General features: G+C 66.8%; 16 protein-coding genes, 1 tRNA gene and 1 pseudogene. 9 read left to right on the plus strand and 9 right to left on the minus strand.

Annotated features, from left to right (window positions below; genetic code table 11):
- The first annotated feature begins 5 nt into the window (after positions 1-5).
- The 6 genes from GC146_RS14000 (at position 6) to GC146_RS14025 (ending at position 4,056) form a co-directional block, all read left to right on the plus strand.
- A complete protein-coding gene (locus GC146_RS14000; RefSeq protein WP_291839880.1) occupies positions 6-692 on the plus strand; it encodes a MerR family transcriptional regulator in 687 nt (228 codons plus the stop codon).
- A gap of 68 nt (positions 693-760) precedes the next feature.
- A tRNA-Pro gene (locus GC146_RS14005) sits at positions 761-837 on the plus strand.
- Between the two features lie 59 nt (positions 838-896).
- Positions 897-1,973: a 2'-deoxycytidine 5'-triphosphate deaminase gene (locus tag GC146_RS14010; protein ID WP_291839883.1), complete on the plus strand. Its 1,077-nt coding sequence runs from the start codon at positions 897-899 to the stop codon at positions 1,971-1,973.
- 60 nt (positions 1,974-2,033) lie between these two features.
- Complete coding sequence (locus GC146_RS14015) at positions 2,034-3,140, plus strand: hypothetical protein (RefSeq protein WP_291839886.1); 1,107 nt, start codon at positions 2,034-2,036, stop codon at positions 3,138-3,140.
- A gap of 61 nt (positions 3,141-3,201) precedes the next feature.
- Positions 3,202-3,534 (plus strand): metalloregulator ArsR/SmtB family transcription factor, encoded by a 333-nt coding sequence (locus GC146_RS14020; protein ID WP_291839889.1) that lies wholly within the window; start codon positions 3,202-3,204, stop codon positions 3,532-3,534.
- 9 nt (positions 3,535-3,543) lie between these two features.
- Positions 3,544-4,056, plus strand: coding sequence for an arsenate reductase ArsC (locus GC146_RS14025; protein WP_291839892.1), 513 nt, complete (start codon positions 3,544-3,546; stop codon positions 4,054-4,056).
- Here the strand turns inward: GC146_RS14025 and GC146_RS14030 are convergent.
- The 8 genes and pseudogenes from GC146_RS14030 to GC146_RS14065 form a co-directional block, all read right to left on the minus strand.
- Positions 4,053-4,250: a hypothetical protein gene (locus tag GC146_RS14030; RefSeq protein WP_291839894.1), complete on the minus strand. Its 198-nt coding sequence runs from the start codon at positions 4,248-4,250 to the stop codon at positions 4,053-4,055. The genes GC146_RS14025 and GC146_RS14030 overlap by 4 nt on opposite strands.
- Before the next feature lie 3 nt (positions 4,251-4,253).
- Positions 4,254-4,889: an SMC-Scp complex subunit ScpB gene (scpB, locus tag GC146_RS14035; RefSeq protein WP_291839897.1), complete on the minus strand. Its 636-nt coding sequence runs from the start codon at positions 4,887-4,889 to the stop codon at positions 4,254-4,256.
- Complete coding sequence (locus GC146_RS14040) at positions 4,882-5,682, minus strand: ScpA family protein (protein WP_291839900.1); 801 nt, start codon at positions 5,680-5,682, stop codon at positions 4,882-4,884. The genes scpB and GC146_RS14040 overlap by 8 nt, the downstream gene beginning before the upstream one ends.
- Entirely contained in the window at positions 5,679-6,680 is a 1,002-nt protein-coding gene (gene nagZ, locus GC146_RS14045; RefSeq protein WP_291839902.1) for a beta-N-acetylhexosaminidase, read from the minus strand. The genes GC146_RS14040 and nagZ overlap by 4 nt, the downstream gene beginning before the upstream one ends.
- Positions 6,681-7,646 carry an SPOR domain-containing protein gene (locus GC146_RS14050; protein WP_291839905.1) on the minus strand — a complete coding sequence of 322 codons (966 nt, stop codon included), beginning with the start codon at positions 7,644-7,646 and terminating at the stop codon, positions 6,681-6,683.
- A gap of 99 nt (positions 7,647-7,745) precedes the next feature.
- A complete protein-coding gene (argS, locus tag GC146_RS14055) occupies positions 7,746-9,488 on the minus strand; it encodes an arginine--tRNA ligase (protein ID WP_291839908.1) in 1,743 nt (580 codons plus the stop codon).
- A gap of 16 nt (positions 9,489-9,504) precedes the next feature.
- Positions 9,505-11,402 (minus strand): annotated as a pseudogene (locus GC146_RS14060) (sodium:proton antiporter).
- A complete protein-coding gene (locus GC146_RS14065) occupies positions 11,392-12,567 on the minus strand; it encodes a deoxyguanosinetriphosphate triphosphohydrolase (protein WP_291839915.1) in 1,176 nt (391 codons plus the stop codon). The pseudogene GC146_RS14060 and the gene GC146_RS14065 overlap by 11 nt, the downstream one beginning before the upstream one ends.
- 103 nt (positions 12,568-12,670) lie before the next feature.
- On the opposite strand from GC146_RS14065, the gene GC146_RS14070 reads away from it, so the two are divergent.
- The 3 genes from GC146_RS14070 (at position 12,671) to xth (ending at position 15,611) form a co-directional block, all read left to right on the plus strand.
- Positions 12,671-12,997 (plus strand): iron-sulfur cluster assembly accessory protein, encoded by a 327-nt coding sequence (locus GC146_RS14070; protein WP_291839918.1) that lies wholly within the window; start codon positions 12,671-12,673, stop codon positions 12,995-12,997.
- Between the two features lie 86 nt (positions 12,998-13,083).
- The gene (locus GC146_RS14075) at positions 13,084-14,835 is read left to right on the plus strand and encodes a class I SAM-dependent methyltransferase (RefSeq protein ID WP_291839921.1); all 1,752 of its coding nucleotides are present in this window, start codon (positions 13,084-13,086) and stop codon (positions 14,833-14,835) included.
- Complete coding sequence (gene xth, locus GC146_RS14080; RefSeq protein WP_291839924.1) at positions 14,832-15,611, plus strand: exodeoxyribonuclease III; 780 nt, start codon at positions 14,832-14,834, stop codon at positions 15,609-15,611. The genes GC146_RS14075 and xth overlap by 4 nt, the downstream gene beginning before the upstream one ends.
- A gap of 63 nt (positions 15,612-15,674) precedes the next feature.
- Here xth and GC146_RS14085 read toward each other — a convergent pair whose 3' ends face one another.
- The gene (locus tag GC146_RS14085; protein ID WP_291839926.1) at positions 15,675-16,847 is read right to left on the minus strand and encodes an FAD-dependent monooxygenase; all 1,173 of its coding nucleotides are present in this window, start codon (positions 16,845-16,847) and stop codon (positions 15,675-15,677) included.
- Between the last annotated feature and the right edge of the window lie 7 nt (positions 16,848-16,854).

The following is a 16,854-nucleotide window of genomic DNA, read 5'->3' on the forward strand; positions in this document are numbered from 1 at the left end:
GCCCCATGGCAAGCCCGCCAAAATCGCCCGACGCCTTTCGCACGATCAGCGAAGTCGCCGACTGGTTGGACACGCCGGCGCATGTGCTGCGTTTCTGGGAAAGCAAGTTCAGCCAGATCAAACCGGTCAAGCGGGCCGGCGGACGGCGGTACTACCGCCCCGAGGACATGGCCCTGCTGGGCGGGATCAAGACCCTGCTGCATGACGAGGGCATGACCATCAAAGGCGTCCAGAAACTGTTGCGCGAACAGGGCGTGCGCAGTGTCGCCGCCCGTGGCCCTGATCCGTTGGCCGATGCCGCTGCACAAGCACAGAACGACGCCACGATAGAGGCCACGCCGCTGGCAGCCGAACCCGACGTGGCAGAGCCGCAGGCCTATACCAGTGTCGCCCTGCCCGAGCCCGAACCGGAAAGCGCCTCTCCGATCCCGTTTCCGCGGTCTGCACGGATCGTTGCGGCACCGCGCCGTCTCGAAGCCGAGGGTCAACCGGGCCGCACCCATGCCGGCGCGATGCGTGCCGCGCTGGCCGCGATTCCCGCCGACAAGGCCGAGGATGAATATGCCCAGCACGGCCGTAACCAGCTGCTGTTCCGGGCCGACCCGGTTTGGATGCGCCACCGCGCTGACCGGATTGCGCCGCTGGCCGAACGTTTGCGCGCGGTGCGTGCCCGGATGCCTGCGCGCGGATGAAGCCGCCCTTCGAAAAGGCGCGATTGCTTCTTGCCCCCGCAGCCAAAACCGGTATGAAGACCGCCAGTCGGGCTATAGCGCAGCCTGGTAGCGCGTCTGTCTGGGGGACAGAAGGTCGCAGGTTCAAGTCCTGCTAGCCCGACCAACCACCGCCCGCCTCGGGGTTTCGTCCCGGCGGGCGTTTTCATGAGCGGAGGCCCGCGAATGACCGGAGTGCTGCCCAGCCAACGCATTCGCGCGCTGATCGCCGATGGCAGCCTTGCCGCCGACTCGCCCATCACCCCCGAACAGGTACAGCCTGCCAGCCTCGACCTGCGGCTGGGCCACGTGGCCTACCGCGTGCGGGCCTCGTTTCTGGCCGGCGCCGACGCCCGTGTGGCCGACCGTCTGGCCGAGTTCGAGATGCACCGGATCGACCTTGCCGGGGGCGCGGTGCTGGAAAAGGGCTGCGTCTACCTCGTGCCGTTGATGGAACGGCTGGCCCTGCCCGCCGGCCTGCAGGCCGTGGCCAATGCCAAGAGTTCCACCGGCCGGCTGGACCTGTTGACCCGCACGATCACCGATGGCGGGGTCGAGTTCGACCGGATCGCGCCGGGCTATACCGGCCCGCTTTACGCCGAGATCTGCCCGCGCTCGTTCTCGGTGCTGGTGCGGCCGGGAATGCGGCTGAACCAAGTGCGCTTTCGCGAGGGGCATGCCGTGCTGTCGGACGCGGCGCTGCGCGCGCTGCATGCCCAGACGCCGCTGGTCGACGGCGAAGCGGTCATTTCCGACGGGCTTGGCTTTTCGGTTGATCTGGCGCCGGGCGATGGCCAGTTGGCAGGCTACCGCGCCAAACCGCATACCGGCGTGATCGACCTTGACCGGCTGGGGCACTACGCCCCCGCCGATTTTTGGGAAGCGATCACCACGCCCGACCGCCGCATCATCCTTGATCCCGGCGCGTTCTACATCCTTGTCAGCCGCGAGGCGGTGACGATCCCGCCCGACCACGCCGCCGAAATGGCCCCCTATCTGGCGATGGTGGGCGAGTTCCGGGTGCATTACGCGGGCTTCTTCGATCCCGGATTCGGCGACCGGCGGGCCGGCGGCGCAGGCTCGCGCGGGGTGCTCGAGGTGCGCTGCCACGAGGCACCCTTTGCGCTGGAGCACGGGCAGGTCGTTGGGAGACTGGTTTACGAGAAGATGGCCGAGGTGCCCGACCAGCTTTACGGGCAGGGCATCGCCTCGAACTACCAAGGCCAGGGCCTGAAACTGTCCAAGCATTTTCGCCATTCCTGACGCTTCCCAAGGGACAGCAATCGGCTATCCTGCCGCTGCGACTTGCAGGAGGGCAGACCGATGCGCGACGACACCACGACATTCATGGCGATGAAGGGGGCGGGCTATTATTCGCGCGCCACGGTTGGCGCCCGCGACGTGATCAATGCCGCGGCACCGCAGGTGGCGCAGGCGCTGGCTGCCCAGAACCTCGCGCCCGAGGGCGGGCCGATCACCGTCACCGACATGGGCTGCGCCGATGGCGGCACCTCGATCCAAATGTGGGGCAAGGTGCTGGGCGATCTGCGCGCCGCCCTGCCCGGCCGGCCGATTCAGCTGATCTACACGGATCTGCCGCGCAACGATTTCAGCCAGCTCTTTCGCATCGTGCATGGCCAGACCGAGATCGAAAGCAGGCTGGGCGCGATCCCCGATCTTTACCCGATGGCCTCGGCCACCTCGTTTCATCGCCGGATCGTGCCGCCCGGCACGCTGCACCTGGGCTTCTCGGCGACGGCCAGCCACTACATCAGCGAAACCCCCTGCGACATTCCCGACCACGTGCACATGGTGGGCGCGCGCGGCGCGGTGCGCGACGCCTACCGCGCGCAAGGGGCCAAGGACTGGGACAGCTTCCTGACCAACCGCGCGGCGGAACTGGCGCCGGGCGGGCGGCTGGTTCTCTACAATTTCGGCATCGACGAAGAGGGCCGATACCTCGGCCATACCGGCGGGCCGTCGATGTTCGACACCTTCGCGCGGCTCTGGCACGCGCTGGTCGAGGATGGCACGATTACCGAGGCCGAGTTTGCCGCCACCAACTTTCCGCAGGTCTACCGCACGGTCGAGGAATTCGCGGCCCCCTTCCGCGATGACGGCAGCGCGGTCAGCCGGGCGGGCCTGCGGCTGGAACAGATCGGCACCAAGGTGACGCGCTGTCCCTTCGCCGCGGCCTTCGAGGACGACCACCACGACGCCGCGCGCTTTGCCCGCGAATACATCCCCACGCTGCGCAGCTGGTCGGAACCGACGTTCGTTTCGGGTCTGGCCAAGACCCGGAGCGCGACCGAGATCGCCGCCATCGTCGACCGCTTCTATGCCAGCTACGAAGACGAGGTGGCCGCAAACCCTGAAGGCCACGGCATGGACTACGTCCATTGCTGGCTGATCGCCGCCAAGGCGGGCTGAGCCGGGGGGTCAAGGGTGCAGCATCCTTGACGCTGGTCAATATTTCCATAATTCATGAAGTATGGATACGAATCACGCTGTTTCTGCCTTCGCGGCCCTTGCCCAGCCCACGCGCCTTGAGGTGCTGCGCCTTCTGGTGCGGGCCGGGGCGCCGGGGATGGCGGCGGGCGACATCGCGGCCCGTCTTGACGTGCGCCAGAACACCCTGTCGGCAAATCTGGCCGTGCTGGTCGGCGCGGGCCTGTTGCGGCGCACCCGCGAGGGGCGCAGCATCCGCTATTTCGCCGACATGGAGGGGCTGCGCGACATGCTGGCCTTCCTTCTGGAAGATTGCTGCGGCGGCAATCCGGCGCTTTGCGCGCCGGTTCTCGACGACCTGACCTGTGCGTGTTGAGGGTCTGAGATGGACCAGAAGATCTACAACGTGCTGTTTCTCTGCACCGGCAATTCCGCCCGTTCGATCATTGCCGAGGCAATCATAAACCGCGAGGGCCTCGGGCGGTTCCGCGGCTTCTCGGCCGGGTCGCATCCGAAGGGCGCGGTTCACCCCTACGCGCTCGATCTGCTGCGCGGCATGAACCATGACGTCAGCGGCCTGCGGTCCAAAAGCTGGGACGAGTTCGCCCTGCCCGACGCGCCGCAGATGGATTTCGTCTTCACCGTCTGCGACGACGCCGCGGCCGAGGAATGCCCGTATTGGCCCGGCCAGCCGATGACGGCACATTGGGGCATGCCCGACCCCGCCCGCGCGACGGGACCCGAGGCGGTCATCCGCGTGGCCTTCGCCGAGACCTATCGGATGCTCAGCCGCCGGATCGGGATCTTCACCAGCCTCCCGCTGGCCTCGATCGACAGGCTGGCACTGCAACGAAACCTTGACACGATCGGGCGGACAGCCCCCGAGGAGACGGCCTAGAACCGGCCGAAACGGCGCAGCAGGTTCACCGCGCGGCGGGCCTGCTGCATGTTCTGACGTTGGCCGCGTGCCTTCGCGCGTTCCTCCGGCGTCATCTCGCGCGGATCGCGGCCGCGGTTCGACATCGTGCGTATGCCACTATTGATGCCCCTGTTCAGGACCATCCGCAGGATCGTGCGCAGGATCTGTTCCATCGATCACTCCTCGAACATATCGGTCTGATCGCCGTCATCCTCGGCATCAGGGTCGGGCAGGTCCGCGCCCGGCGGCGGGCGGTTGTCCAGAAGACCAGCGGCGCGCAGTTCCTTCAGCCCCGGCAGGTCGCGTGCCGATTCAAGGCCGAAATGGTCAAGAAATGCCTGCGTGACCACGAAGGTCACCGGGCGGCCCGGTGTCATCTTGCGCCGGCCAAGGCGGATCCAGTCCATCTCGATCAAGAGATCAATGGTGCCGCGGCTGACGCTGACGCCGCGGATCTCTTCGATTTCCGCCCGCGTGACGGGCTGGTGATAGGCGACGATCGCTAGCGTCTCGATCGCCGCACGGCTCAGCTTGCGGGTCTCGACCACCTCGTGGCGCATCAGGAAGCCGAGGTCTGGCGCGGTGCGCACGGCCCATGCCTCGCCCACCTTCACCACGTTGACGCCCCGCCCGGCATAGCGCTTGCGCAGCAGCGCCAGCGCCTCGGCCGGGTCGCTGCCCATCGGCATCCGGCTGCCCAGCTCGGCCAGCGTCACCGGTTCGGCCGTGGCAAAGAGGATGGCCTCGACCATGCGCTCCTGCTCGGCCATCGGCGGGGCCTCGAAAAGGCTTTCGTTCTCGGGATCAGGCATCGCGCGGCCCTCGCTTGCGCAACTCGATGGGGGCAAAGATGTCGGCCTGCCGAATTTCGATCCGGCCCTCCTTGGCCAGTTCCAGACTGGCCGCAAAGGTGGCGGCAGTGGCCGAACGGCGGCGCGCCGGGTCCATCTGCCAGCCGTCGGGAAGATAACTGGTCAAATCCGTCCAGTCGCCAGCGAACCCGATCAGCGGACGCATCCGTTCCAGCGCCTCCTCCAGGGTGAAGATCGCATCCCTATCCATCACAAAGGGGCGGAAATCATCGCGGGTGCGGACGCGGGCATAAGCCTGCATCAGGTCCAGCAGGGTCGCGGTAAAGGTGATGCGGCGCACCCTTGCCACGTCCTCGCCCAGCCCTCGGGCGAAGAAATCGCGCCCCTTCTGGTCGCGCGCCATCAGCCGTGCTGCCGCCGCGCGCATCGCTTCCAGCCGTTCAAGTTGAAACGCCAGATGCGCGGCCAGTTCCTCGCCCGAGGGCCCCTCGTCGGCGGGGTCGGGCGGCAGTAGCAGGCGCGACTTGAGAAAGGCCAGCCACGCTGCCATCACCAGATAATCGGCGGCTAGTTCCAGCCGAAGCGCCTTGGCCCGTTCGACGAAGGCCAGGTATTGTTCTGCCAGCGCGAGGATCGAGACCTGCCGCAAGTCCACCTTCTGCGTCCGGCTGAGCGTCAGTAACAGGTCAAGCGGCCCTTCGAACGCGCCTACGTCGACGATCAGCGCCTCGGCGGCCAGCCGTTCGGAAACGCTTTGCGGATCGGCCTCGAAAGGGTCTTCGGCGGGGGTCATGCGGGGGCCTTGCTCAGAAGGCTCTCAAGCTCTTGCGCCAGCGCGCCGATGTCAACCGGCTCGGGCGTCTTGCGCAGGGCCAGCGCGGCACCGGCCCGGGCCTCGGCCGCTGGCGTCAGACGCCCGGCCGCCTCGGCGACCGCCGCCATCTCGGACGCGTCGCCGTTACAGTGAAGCGCAACATCACAACCCGCCGCCAGCGCCGCCGCTGCACGCGTGGCCAGCGGGCCCGAAAGCGCCTCCATCGACAGATCGTCGGTGATGATCAGCCCGCCAAACCCGATCTCCTCGCGGATCACCCGCATCATCGGGGCCGAGGCGGTGGCAGGATGGTCGGGGTCGATGGCCGAGAACACGATATGCGCGGTCATGCCCATGGGCAGGTCGGCCAGCGCGCGGAACGGGGCAAAGTCGTGCCGGTCAAGCTCGGCCCGGGGCACATCGACGCGCGGCAGCGCCTTGTGGCTGTCGACACTGGCGCGGCCATAGCCGGGGATATGTTTCAGCACCGGCAGCACGCCCCCGGCCAGCAGCCCCTCGGCACAGGCCCGCGCGGCGGCAACGACGGTTTCGGGATCGTGCCCGTAAAGACGGTTCAGCAGCACCGGATGCGTCGCGGCCTCGGCGATGTCGGCCAATGGTGCGCAGTTCACGTCGATGCCGACATCGCGCAGTTCCGCCGCGATCAGCCGGTTGCGCAGCCACTGCGCGCGCAGCGGGTCGTGCGCCCGGCTCATCTGGTCGAGGGCAGGCAGGTATTCGCGCCAGTGCGGCGCGCGCATCCGCTGGACGCGCCCCCCCTCCTGGTCGATCATCACAGGCGCGTCGCGTCCCACGGCCTCGCGCAGGTCGGACGTCAGGCGGCGCAGTTGCGCGGGCGTCTCGACGTTGCGCGCGAACAGGATGAACCCCCAAGGGTCCGCATTGGCGAAGAACCTTCGCTCGTCAGGCGACAGGACCGGACCTAGCGGGGCAAGGACGGCTGCGCCCGGCGCCATTCAGTGCACCATCACCGGGATGCACTGGGTGGGGTCAAGGTTCATCGCGGCGCAGAACCGGCGCGCATCGCCCATGTCGGCAAAGCCCTTGGCGCGCAGGCGGTAGAAGGTTCGCGCGCCGGTCCCGGCTTCGAGGATCACGGGATCCTTGCCGGTCATGTAATCGGGCGCCCCCGCGGCGATGCGCAGCCATTCATGGCCCGCCACTTCAACGCTGGGAAATGCGCCCAGCTGGACAAGGACAGTGCCCGCCGGGATCGGCGTTGTCGTCAGGCCCGGCGGCGTCTGGCGCGCCGCGGCCGCGCTCAGGCCGGATGCTGCGGCCTCGACCGCCACGGCACCCGGAGCAAGGCCCTGGGGCCGCTCAAGCGGGCGCAATGAGCGGGCGACACCCGGCACGGAGGCGGGGATGATCACGGGCCCGGTTTGCGTGGCGGCCGGGGCCGCGGCATCGCCCGGGGCCGTGGCCGCGGCGGCGGCGATCTCGTCGGCGAGCGCCTTGATCTGTTCTTCGGTCAGGGTCTGGCGCTCTGGCTGGGTTGCGGGCACGACCGGTGGCGCAGGCGACGACGGCGTTGGCCCGGCCTCGGCCTCGGCCCGCGCGACGGCGTCATTGCCGTCAAGCGGCTGCGCGGCAAGGTCTTCGGGCGTCAGGCCCGTCTGCGGCGGGGCCAGCACAAGGCGATCTTCGGGCGGGGCGGTGCCACCTTCGGCTGCAATGGCATTGACAGAAAGGCCCAGATGCGGGGCCACTTCGCCGCCCGGATCGGTCGGCGCCACGCGCATCGGCCCCTCCATCGCCTTGACCACCGGAATGCCCGAGACATCGCGCATCACCATGCGATATCCCCAGATCCCGATGCCCACGACCAGCGCCAGCGAAACGGCTGCGCCGGCATATTGCACCATCTGGCCAAGGCGCAATGGCTCGCGCTCGGCAGCGGCATCATGGGTGAAGTCGGCCATGGCTCTCCTCGACGGGGCCACGGGATGCGCCCTTCTACGGGCGGCGGGCCTCCGGTTTCTTGCGTTGCCTCATGCCCGCCCCCTGCAAATCCGTGCGCTTCAGCGCATCTCCCGGGACGGAACGACGCCCAAGATACCAAGACCGGCCGAAATGACAACGGAGACGGCACGAATCAGGGCGATTTTCGCCTGTGACGTGGCAACATCGTCTTCCTGCAGGAACCGCAGCGCCGGATCGTCGTTGCCCCGGTTCCACAAGCCGTGGAAATCCGACGCAAGATCATAAAGGAAGAAGGCAATCCGGTGCGGCTCGTGCGTGCGTGCAGCGATCTCGACAAGGCGCGGCCATTCGGCGACGCGCGCGGCCAGCTTCAGCTCGGCCTCGTGGCCCAGACGGGTCAGATCGGCGGTGGCAAGCGTAGCAAGCTCGACGTCGATCCCCGCCTCGCCCGCCCGGCGCAGCACCGAATGGATCCGCGCACTGGCATATTGCACGTAGAAAACCGGGTTGTCTTTCGACTGCTCCTGCACTTTGTCGAAGTCGAAATCGAGCGGCGCATCGTTCTTGCGCGTCAGCATGTGGAACCGCGTGACATCGGGGCCCACCATCTCGACCACGTCGCGCAGGGTCACGAAGGTGCCCGCACGCTTGGACATTTTGAAGGGCTCGCCGTTCTTGTAGAGCTTGACCAGCTGGATCAGCTTGACGTCAAGCGGCACCTTGCCACCCGACAGTGCTGCGACGGCAGCCTTCATACGCTTGACGTAGCCGCCGTGATCGGCACCGAACACGTCGATCAACTGGTCGAAGCCGCGCCGCACCTTGTCGTAGTGATAAGCGATGTCGGGGGCGAAATAGGTCCAGCTGCCGTCCGATTTCTGGATCGGGCGGTCCACGTCGTCGCCATGGTCGGTCGAGCGGAAAAGCGTCTGTTCGCGCGGTTCCCAATCCTCGGGCACCTTGCCCTTGGGCGGCTCCAGCACGCCCTTGTAGATCATGCCGCGGGCCTGCAACTCGGCCAGCGCAGCCTCGATCTGGCCGGTGCCGTAAAGCGCCTTTTCCGACGAGAACACGTCCATCACCACGCCAAGCGCGGCAAGGTCCTCGCGGATCAGGGCCATCATCCGCTCGGTGGCGAAGCTGCGCACCTCGGCCAGCCACTCGGCCTCGGGCCGGTCGAGCAGGGTTTCGCCCCACTTCTCCTTCATCGCCTGCCCGACGGGCACGAGGTAGTCGCCGGGGTAAAGCCCCTCGGCGATCTCGGGCGACAGGCCGCAGGCCTCGCGGTAACGCTCGTAGGCCGAGCGGGCCAGAACATCGACCTGCGCGCCGCCGTCGTTGACGTAGTATTCGCGCGTCACGGCGTAGCCCGCGAAATCCAGCAAGCTGGCCAGCGCATCGCCGAAGACGGCGTTACGCACGTGGCCCACGTGCATCGGCCCGGTGGGGTTGGCGCTGACATACTCGACGTTGACCTTCACGCCCTCGCCCAGCCGCGAACGGCCGTAGCCGGGATTGGCCAATGCTGCTCGGATCACGTCGTGCCAGACCGCAGGCTCAAGCCGCAGGTTGAGAAAGCCCGGCCCCGCCACCTCGGCCAGCGCCACGCGCGGATCGGCGGCGAGTTTCGCGGCCAACGCCTCGGCAATCGCCCGCGGGTTCTGCCCAGCAGGCTTTGCCAGCACCATCGCGGCATTGGTGGCCATGTCGCCATGGCCGGCATCGCGCGGCGGCTCGACCGTGACGGCGTCGGTGGCAAGGCCCGCGGGCAGCGTGCCCTCGGCCTCCAGCGCGGCAAGGCAGCGCAGCACCAGCGTGCGGATCTCGGCAAAGATGTTCATCGGCGGTTCCTCTTGGTCACGCCCGCTTTATCACCTGCGCCGCCCGCGTCAACGAAGCCGGACCAAAGGCGGCCTTCAGACCGCCTCGACGGGCGGCCGGACCTTCCCGGCAGGATCAGGTGGGGCAAGAAACAGCAGGCGCAGATCCGATTGGTCGGTCAGTGCTGCACCCGCGCGCAAAAGGCGCAGCTGACCGCCCGGCGCGATCTGGCCCAGCAGCCGCGCTTCGGGCCATGTCTTGCGCCAGTCCTGCAGCCCGAATTCGTCGGTCAGCCGCGTCACACGGAAGGTCCAGCCCCCGGCCACCAGTCGGGCCATCTCGGCATGGGTGGCGCCCTCGGGCCCGAAAGACCGCCCGCCCAACGTGGGTGGCAGGGCGTGCCGCGCGCTATCGGCCTTTTCGCGGGTGACCTGATAGACGTTATCGCGCCCGAATTCTGGGGCAAGGTCGGTTGCCACGAGGGTGTTGTAGGCGTCGTTGTCCGTGGCGGCGATCAGCGTGGCGTAGTGCATCAGTTCCAGACGTTGTTCTGCCGCCTTCGACAGGATCTCGCCCGCAAAGGTTGCGATCCCGGCCGCGCGCGCTGCACGCAAGTGGCCGCGGTTGGGATCGGTGACGAGCACCGGGATCTCGGCCTTTGACAAGGCCTCGGCCAGCGCCATCGTCCATGCGCTGCCACCCACCAGCAGCACACCGGGACGGTCAGCGGCGGCAAGGCCCAATGCGCGCGCCAGCGGGCCAAGAGTAAAGCCATGAACCACCACCGTGACGGCGACCAGAACAAAGGCCAGCGGCCCGATCAGCGTGCCATCGGGCAGCCCCATCGCAGCCAACCTTTCGCCGAACAGCCCCGCCACGGCGACCAGCACCACGCCGCGCGGTCCGGTGAAGGCGACCAGCACCCGCTCGCGCCACGGAATCGCCGTGCCAAGCAGCGCGATGAACACTGCCGCAGGGCGGGCCAGCACCATCACGGCAAGCACGAAGAGGACCGCGCGCCAGTCCAGCCGGGCCAGTGCCCCGAAATCAAGCTCGGCAGCCAGCAGGATGAACACGCCAGAGACCAGCAGGATTGATGCCTGCTCCTTGAACCGGCGCAACTCGTCGTAGGAGGGCAGCCCGGCATTGGCGACGACGACACCCATGATGGTGACGGCCAACAAGCCGCTTTCATGCAAGACGGCATCGGGCAGCGCAAAGGTCAGCAGGAGAACCGCGACCAGGACCGGCACCTTCATGTATTCCGGAACCCGTCCGCGCCGGAATGCCGCGGCAAGTCCCAGCCCCGATGCTGCACCCGCCAGCGCCGCAAGGCCGACGCCGCCCAGCATCCGGACCAGGGCCGGGCCCGGCTCGACAGGCGTATGAAGGACCGCGACCACTTCGAAGGCCAGCACCGCCGCCAGCGCGCCGATGGGGTCATTCAGAATCGCTTCCCAATGCAGAAGTTGTGCAGGGCGGCGGGCCAGCCGGGCATTGCGCAACAAAGGCGTAATGACGGTGGGGCCCGTCACGATCATGATGCCGCCAATCACCGCGGCACTCTCCCAGCCCAGCCCCGCAGCGTAGTGCAATACCAGCGCCGAGCCGATCCAGCCCAGCGGCGCGCCGATGAAAACCAGCCGTTGCACCCCCGCGGCCGCGTCGCGCAGATCTGCCAGATCAAGCGATAGGCCGCCTTCGAAAAGGATGATCGCCACCGCGACCGAAACCAGGGGTTCCAGCAGCGGTCCGATGTCGCGCGCCGGCAAGAGAAGGCCCGTTGCCGGACCAACCAGCAGCCCGGCCGCCAGCATCAACACGATCGCGGGCATTCTCAGCCGCCACGCCAGCCACTGCGCGCCCACGCCCATTACGCCGATCAGGGCAAACGCGGCGACGGGGGTGATCTGGGCCGCCGCCTCAGCCGCCATTGATCACGCGCGCCCGCGCCACGATGTCCGAGCCGGTCAGCCGGGCATGTTCCTGTATCGCGAAACGGTCGGTCATGCCCGAGATGTAATCGGCCACGATCCGGGCCAGCGCGGTTTCGCTTTCGGCCTCAAGCACATCCTTGCGCCACTGCTTGGGCAGGTTCTCGGGCGCGGCCATGAACAGGGGAAAGAGGTCGTTGATCACCTCGGTCACCGCCGCGCGCATCTCTACCACCACGGGCGCGCGATACATCCGGTGGAAAAGAAAGGCGCGGATAACCTTCAGATCGGACCAGAGCGCCGGGCTGAACTGCACCATCATGCGGCCCGCGTGGCGCACGTCGGCCACCGTGGCGGGGTCGAGCGCGGCAAGGTTGCGGCGGCTGACGGTGATGACATCCTCGACCAGCACGCCGAAGAACCGGCGCAGCGCCTCGTGCCGGCGGCGATAGTAGTTGAGGCCGGGATACTTGCGGTCGACCTCGGCGAAACAGTCGTGCAGGACCGGCAGGTCGGCCAGTTCGTCGGTGCTGAACAGCTCGGCGCGCAACCCGTCATGCAGGTCGTGGTGGCTGTAGGCGATATCATCGGACAGCGCGGCAACCTGCGCCTCGGTGCTGGCATGCGTGCCCAGTTCGAGGTCCTGCACCGCGTCATAGGCGGCCAGCGCATAAGGCAACGGCGGCAGAACCGGGCCGTTATGTTTGGCGATGCCCTCCAGTGTTTCCCATGTCAGGTTCAGCCCGTCCCATTCGGCGTAGTGCCGTTCCAGCGAGGTGACGATGCGGATCGCCTGCGCATTGTGGTCGAACCCGCCATGCGGCGCCATCAGCGCGTTCAGCGCATCCTCGCCAGTATGGCCGAAAGGCGGATGGCCCAGGTCATGAGCCAGCGCCACAGCCTCGGTCAGTTCGACATTCAGGCCCAGCGCGCCGGCGATCGTGCGCGCCACCTGCGCCACCTCGATCGAATGGGTCAGACGGGTGCGGAAATAGTCGCCCTCATGCTCGATGAACACTTGCGTCTTGTGCTTGAGGCGGCGGAACGCGCTGGCATGGATGATGCGGTCCCGGTCGCGCTGGAACGGGCTGCGAAACGTGCTTTCCTCCTCCGGATAGAGGCGCCCACGCGCCGCCGCCGGATCCGAGGCATATGGGGCCGTCATGCTGCCCTGCCCTTTCGTCGTCTTGCGCCGAACTTGTTGTCCCTGCCTGCCCGGCCTATATTGCGGTTCTAAGACAACAAGCCCGGAACCGATAGGTCAAACCATGCTGACGCTGCCGCCCAAGGTCACCCCCCGCGCCTTCGCCCGCCTGTCCGAGATCGGCGCCGCGTCGCAGGGAAAGGCACTGCGGATCGCGGTCGAGGGCGGTGGATGTTCGGGATTTCAGTACGACATCGCGCTGGATGATCCCAAGGACGATGACCTCGTGCTGCAGGGCGAGGGCGAGACGGTGGTGATCGACAGCGTTTCGCTGCCATTTCTCGCGGGCGCGACGATCGACTTCACCGAGGAACTGATCGGCGCGCGCTTTGCCATCGACAATCCCAACGCGACCTCCAGTTGCGGCTGCGGTACATCATTCTCGATCTGATTTCGCCTGCGCAGACCGTTTAGCTTGCGCGAAATTGACTCTGGCCCCTATAGTTTCTGAAAAAGAAACAAATTGAGGCAGAGCAAATGATTGACCCGCTTTCGCGGCTGGCGATCCGTCATGGCACGGACAAGTTCGGCTACCACGATTATACCCCGAATTATCACAAGCTTTTCGAGCGGTTCCGCGATCGGCCCGTCAAGGTGCTGGAGATCGGGGTCGGTGGATACCAGGATGAAGATCGAGGCGGCCAATCGCTGGCCACATGGCGCGACTATTTCCCACAAGCCGAGATTACGGGTATCGACATTCAGAAGAAATCGCTCGATCTCGGGCCGCGGGTGCAAATCCTGCAAGGCAGTCAGATTGATGCGGCATTTCTTGCCCGGTTGGTGGCAGAACGTGGGCCGTTCGACCTGATCATCGACGATGGCAGCCACCGCAATGAACATGTCGTGGAAAGTTATCGGCTGCTGTGGCCAACTCTGGTGCCCGGCGGCATCTACGTTGTCGAGGATGTTCAGACAGCCTTCATGCCGCGATTTGGGGGGTCGTTGAGCCTGGATCAGCCCAATTCTGTTGGCCATTTCGCCAACATTCTCGCCCGGATGGACAGCGCAACTGACGATCCGCTGATCGATGATGTGGGCGCGATCGAACGGTTCCATAACATGGTGGCGCTGCACAAGATCAACCCTTCCGTTCCACGCCCTGGCTGGGAGAGTTCCAACGCCTTTGAGCCGCTGGCCGGACTCGCGGTGAGCATTGCGACCAATGGCCTGCCGATGCCGAAGGGCAACCTTGGCGCGAAGAGGTTAAGCAGCACTAGCGGCAGCGCAGCCCCAGACATCGCGCTGGTGGACGCCGCCACGGCGACACCCGCAAGTGTCGAGGCGGCCGTGGCCGGGCTGGCGATGCCGGGCTTCGCGATAATCTCCGGCCGGCCGGACGCCGCCTTGACCGACTGGCTTGTGGCGCGCTTCGTCGAAGTTGATCATCGCGAGATCGCCGTCGGCTTTCCCCGGGCCGAAGTTGGCCCACTCGCCCAAGAGATCCGGTCGGTTGAACGGCACGCAGACGGCGTGGTGATCGTCAAGGCGCCCAACGATTACCCGTCCAATTTCGCCTTCGATGCAGACCATCCTCAAGCCGCCGAAGCCATCGCCCAGATCGAGGAGGTGCTCAAGGATTGCGACGAGGAGAACGGTCTGGTGCAGTTTGCCAGCATGCTGACCAACACACGCGGGCGAGAGGCCGCGGCGCCTTGGCTGGAAAGGTTGGGACGGATCGGCGCGACCAGCCGTGTTTATTTCCAGCTTGCCAGTGGTCTGGCGCAACGCGAAAAGCGGTTGGCGGATGCAGCGGCCCTCCTTGGCGTCGCGCTCGAGCGTTTTCCTTGCGATCCGCTGTTTTCGGTCAATCGTGGGGGGGTGCTGTTGCAGCTTGGCCATCTCGACGAGGCGGCGGCGGTTGTCGATGCCGCGCTTGAGCGCGCGCCGCGCGACACCAACCTGATGATTCAACGCGCGCGTATCGCCGTCAGGGCGGGCGACATCGACCTTGCGGTAGCACAGGCGCGCCGCGCCGTCGAATTGTCGGCCCCGCAACGGCGCGATGCGGCGAAAATCGCATTGTCAGAGATGCTGGTGGCGGCCGGGCTTCTGCACGAACCCTTGACAATCTTGGGTGAAATCGCGGGAACCAACAGCCGCTATGCCGAAAAGGCAGGACGATTGCTGGGCGCCCTGCTCGACGCGCCCGACACTTCCAAACCGGCCGAGGACGACGAGACCCAACCGGCGCTGCTGGCCGATCCATCCCGACGAGCGGCCTCATGAAAATCGCCACTTTCAACATCAATGGCGTCAAGGCGCGGTTCGAGACGTTGACGGGCTGGCTGGCCGAGGCCAGCCCCGATGTCGTGCTTCTGCAAGAGATCAAGTCGACCGACGATAGTTTTCCGCGCGCCGAGATCGAGGATCTTGGCTATAGCGTCGCCACCCATGGGCAGAAGGGCTTCAACGGGGTGGCGATCCTGTCGAAACTACCGCTTGAAGACATCTCGTGCGGATTGCCGGGCGACGATGACGATCCTCAAGCCCGCTGGATCGAAGCCACGGTGGTGGGCACGCGTGCGGTGCGGCTATGTTGCCTTTACCTGCCCAACGGCAATCCCGCGCCGGGCCCGAAATACGACTACAAGCTGGCGTGGATGGACCGGTTGCGCGCCCGCGCGGCCGAGTTGATCGCGGCCGAGGATGTGGCGCTGATGGCAGGGGATTACAATGTCATCCCCCAGCCCGAGGATGCCGCCCGCCCCGAAGCCTGGGAAAAGGACGCGCTGTTTCTGCCCGAAACCCGTGCGGCCTTTCGCCGGATCGTCAACCTCGGCTTCACCGAGGCGTTCCGCGCCGTCGAGCCGGGGCCGGGCCACTATTCGTTCTGGGATTACCAACGGGGCGCCTGGGATCGCAATGACGGCATCCGCATCGACCACTTTCTGCTGACGCCGCAATGTGCCGACCTCATGCGAGGCTGCTGGATAGAAAGCGCGCTTCGGGGACGAGAAAAACCGTCGGACCATGTCCCGGTCTGGGTGGAAATCGACGCCTGACGGAACCGATCGGCGCGGTGCATGGCCCCGCGACAGGATTGCCTGCCAACAGATACCGACCGCTCAGACCGTCACGTCGTGGGCGTAAAGCCAGTTCAGCCTTCCGATGAACGCATTGGGTGCCGCCCGGGCGAGGCCCTTGAGGGCAAGGTGCGACAAGCTGCGCGGCAGCCCTGCGCGATGATAATTGACGGCATTGGCATTGGCTTCGGCAATCGCGCGCCTGACGCGCGGGCGGCGCAGGTCTTGGTAACGTGAGAGGGCTGCAGGCAGGTCGGGCATGGCATCGGTCCGGGCCGCCAGCACCCATGCATCCTCAAGCGCAAGGTTGGCGCCCTGGGCCAGGAACGGCAACGTGGGATGGGCCGCGTCACCCAGAAGTGCCAGTGCGCCATCAGCCCCGCCCCCATGCCAGGATTGCGCGACCGGGTGCCGGAAAAGGCCCCAGAGGCGGACCTGTTCAATCCGGCCAAGGACCGCCCGCAACTCTGCCGCGCAATCGGCAAAGGCGGCCTGCACCACGCCGGGCTCGTCATGGAAATCCCAGCCCTCTGCCGCCCAGTCGGCCCGCTGCTGCACCGCAACGACGTTCAGCTGTCCACCCGGCAACGGATAGGTCACGACATGGCGTCCCGGTGCCATCCAGATCCGTGCGACCGGATCGGCCAGATCGGCCGCCGGCACGATGGCCCGCCACGCGACCTGCCCGGTGAAGAAAGGCGCGTCGGCCCCGTTGAGGACCGGACGCAGAACCGAATGCAGGCCGTCGGCGCCGATGCTGAGTGCGGCGGGCGAGGCCGGGCCGTCGGCAAAACTGACCGCACCCGCCGCGGTGGCCTGTGTGGCGGACGAACTGGTGCGAATGGTGACGCCCGCCGCACGCGCGGCCTCGGCCAGCAAGCCCAGCAGCGTGGCGCGGTGGAAGAAGCGGTAGGGCCGACCGGGCAACTGGGACAGATCGAATCGCGCAATCGGGCGGCCGGTGAGGGCATCCATCGGCGCCACGGCTACTGCCCGGATTGCATGGCCCGTTGCGGCCTCGTCCAGACCAAGGGCCGCAAGAACAGCCGCGCCGTTCGGCGTGATCTGCAGTCCGGCGCCAACCTCTCGCAGGGCATCGGATTTCTCGTGAACGGTCACCTCGGCGCCGCGCCGGGCAAATGCCAGCGCCGCAGCCATGCCGCCGATGCCCCCGCCCACCACGGTAACGCGGCGGCTCCGGTTGGCACCGGTCATGGAGGCG

This window comes from Limimaricola sp. (assembly GCF_016125575.1).
In the GTDB taxonomy this organism is placed as follows: domain Bacteria; phylum Pseudomonadota; class Alphaproteobacteria; order Rhodobacterales; family Rhodobacteraceae; genus WGLM01.

Bases quoted from the DNA above. Each gene is read 5' to 3' on its own strand.
- GC146_RS14000 (WP_291839880.1), top strand. From the start codon at position 6: ATGGCAAGCCCGCCAAAATCGCCCGACGCCTTTCGCACGATCAGCGAA.
- GC146_RS14010 (WP_291839883.1), top strand. From the start codon at position 897: ATGACCGGAGTGCTGCCCAGCCAACGCATTCGCGCGCTGATCGCCGAT.
- GC146_RS14015 (WP_291839886.1), top strand. From the start codon at position 2,034: ATGCGCGACGACACCACGACATTCATGGCGATGAAGGGGGCGGGCTAT.
- GC146_RS14020 (WP_291839889.1), top strand. From the start codon at position 3,202: ATGGATACGAATCACGCTGTTTCTGCCTTCGCGGCCCTTGCCCAGCCC.
- GC146_RS14025 (WP_291839892.1), top strand. From the start codon at position 3,544: ATGGACCAGAAGATCTACAACGTGCTGTTTCTCTGCACCGGCAATTCC.
- GC146_RS14030 (WP_291839894.1), bottom strand. From the start codon at position 4,250: ATGGAACAGATCCTGCGCACGATCCTGCGGATGGTCCTGAACAGGGGC.
- scpB (WP_291839897.1), bottom strand. From the start codon at position 4,889: ATGCCTGATCCCGAGAACGAAAGCCTTTTCGAGGCCCCGCCGATGGCC.
- GC146_RS14040 (WP_291839900.1), bottom strand. From the start codon at position 5,682: ATGACCCCCGCCGAAGACCCTTTCGAGGCCGATCCGCAAAGCGTTTCC.
- nagZ (WP_291839902.1), bottom strand. From the start codon at position 6,680: ATGGCGCCGGGCGCAGCCGTCCTTGCCCCGCTAGGTCCGGTCCTGTCG.
- GC146_RS14050 (WP_291839905.1), bottom strand. From the start codon at position 7,646: ATGGCCGACTTCACCCATGATGCCGCTGCCGAGCGCGAGCCATTGCGC.
- argS (WP_291839908.1), bottom strand. From the start codon at position 9,488: ATGAACATCTTTGCCGAGATCCGCACGCTGGTGCTGCGCTGCCTTGCC.
- GC146_RS14065 (WP_291839915.1), bottom strand. From the start codon at position 12,567: ATGACGGCCCCATATGCCTCGGATCCGGCGGCGGCGCGTGGGCGCCTC.
- GC146_RS14070 (WP_291839918.1), top strand. From the start codon at position 12,671: ATGCTGACGCTGCCGCCCAAGGTCACCCCCCGCGCCTTCGCCCGCCTG.
- GC146_RS14075 (WP_291839921.1), top strand. From the start codon at position 13,084: ATGATTGACCCGCTTTCGCGGCTGGCGATCCGTCATGGCACGGACAAG.
- xth (WP_291839924.1), top strand. From the start codon at position 14,832: ATGAAAATCGCCACTTTCAACATCAATGGCGTCAAGGCGCGGTTCGAG.
- GC146_RS14085 (WP_291839926.1), bottom strand. From the start codon at position 16,847: ATGACCGGTGCCAACCGGAGCCGCCGCGTTACCGTGGTGGGCGGGGGC.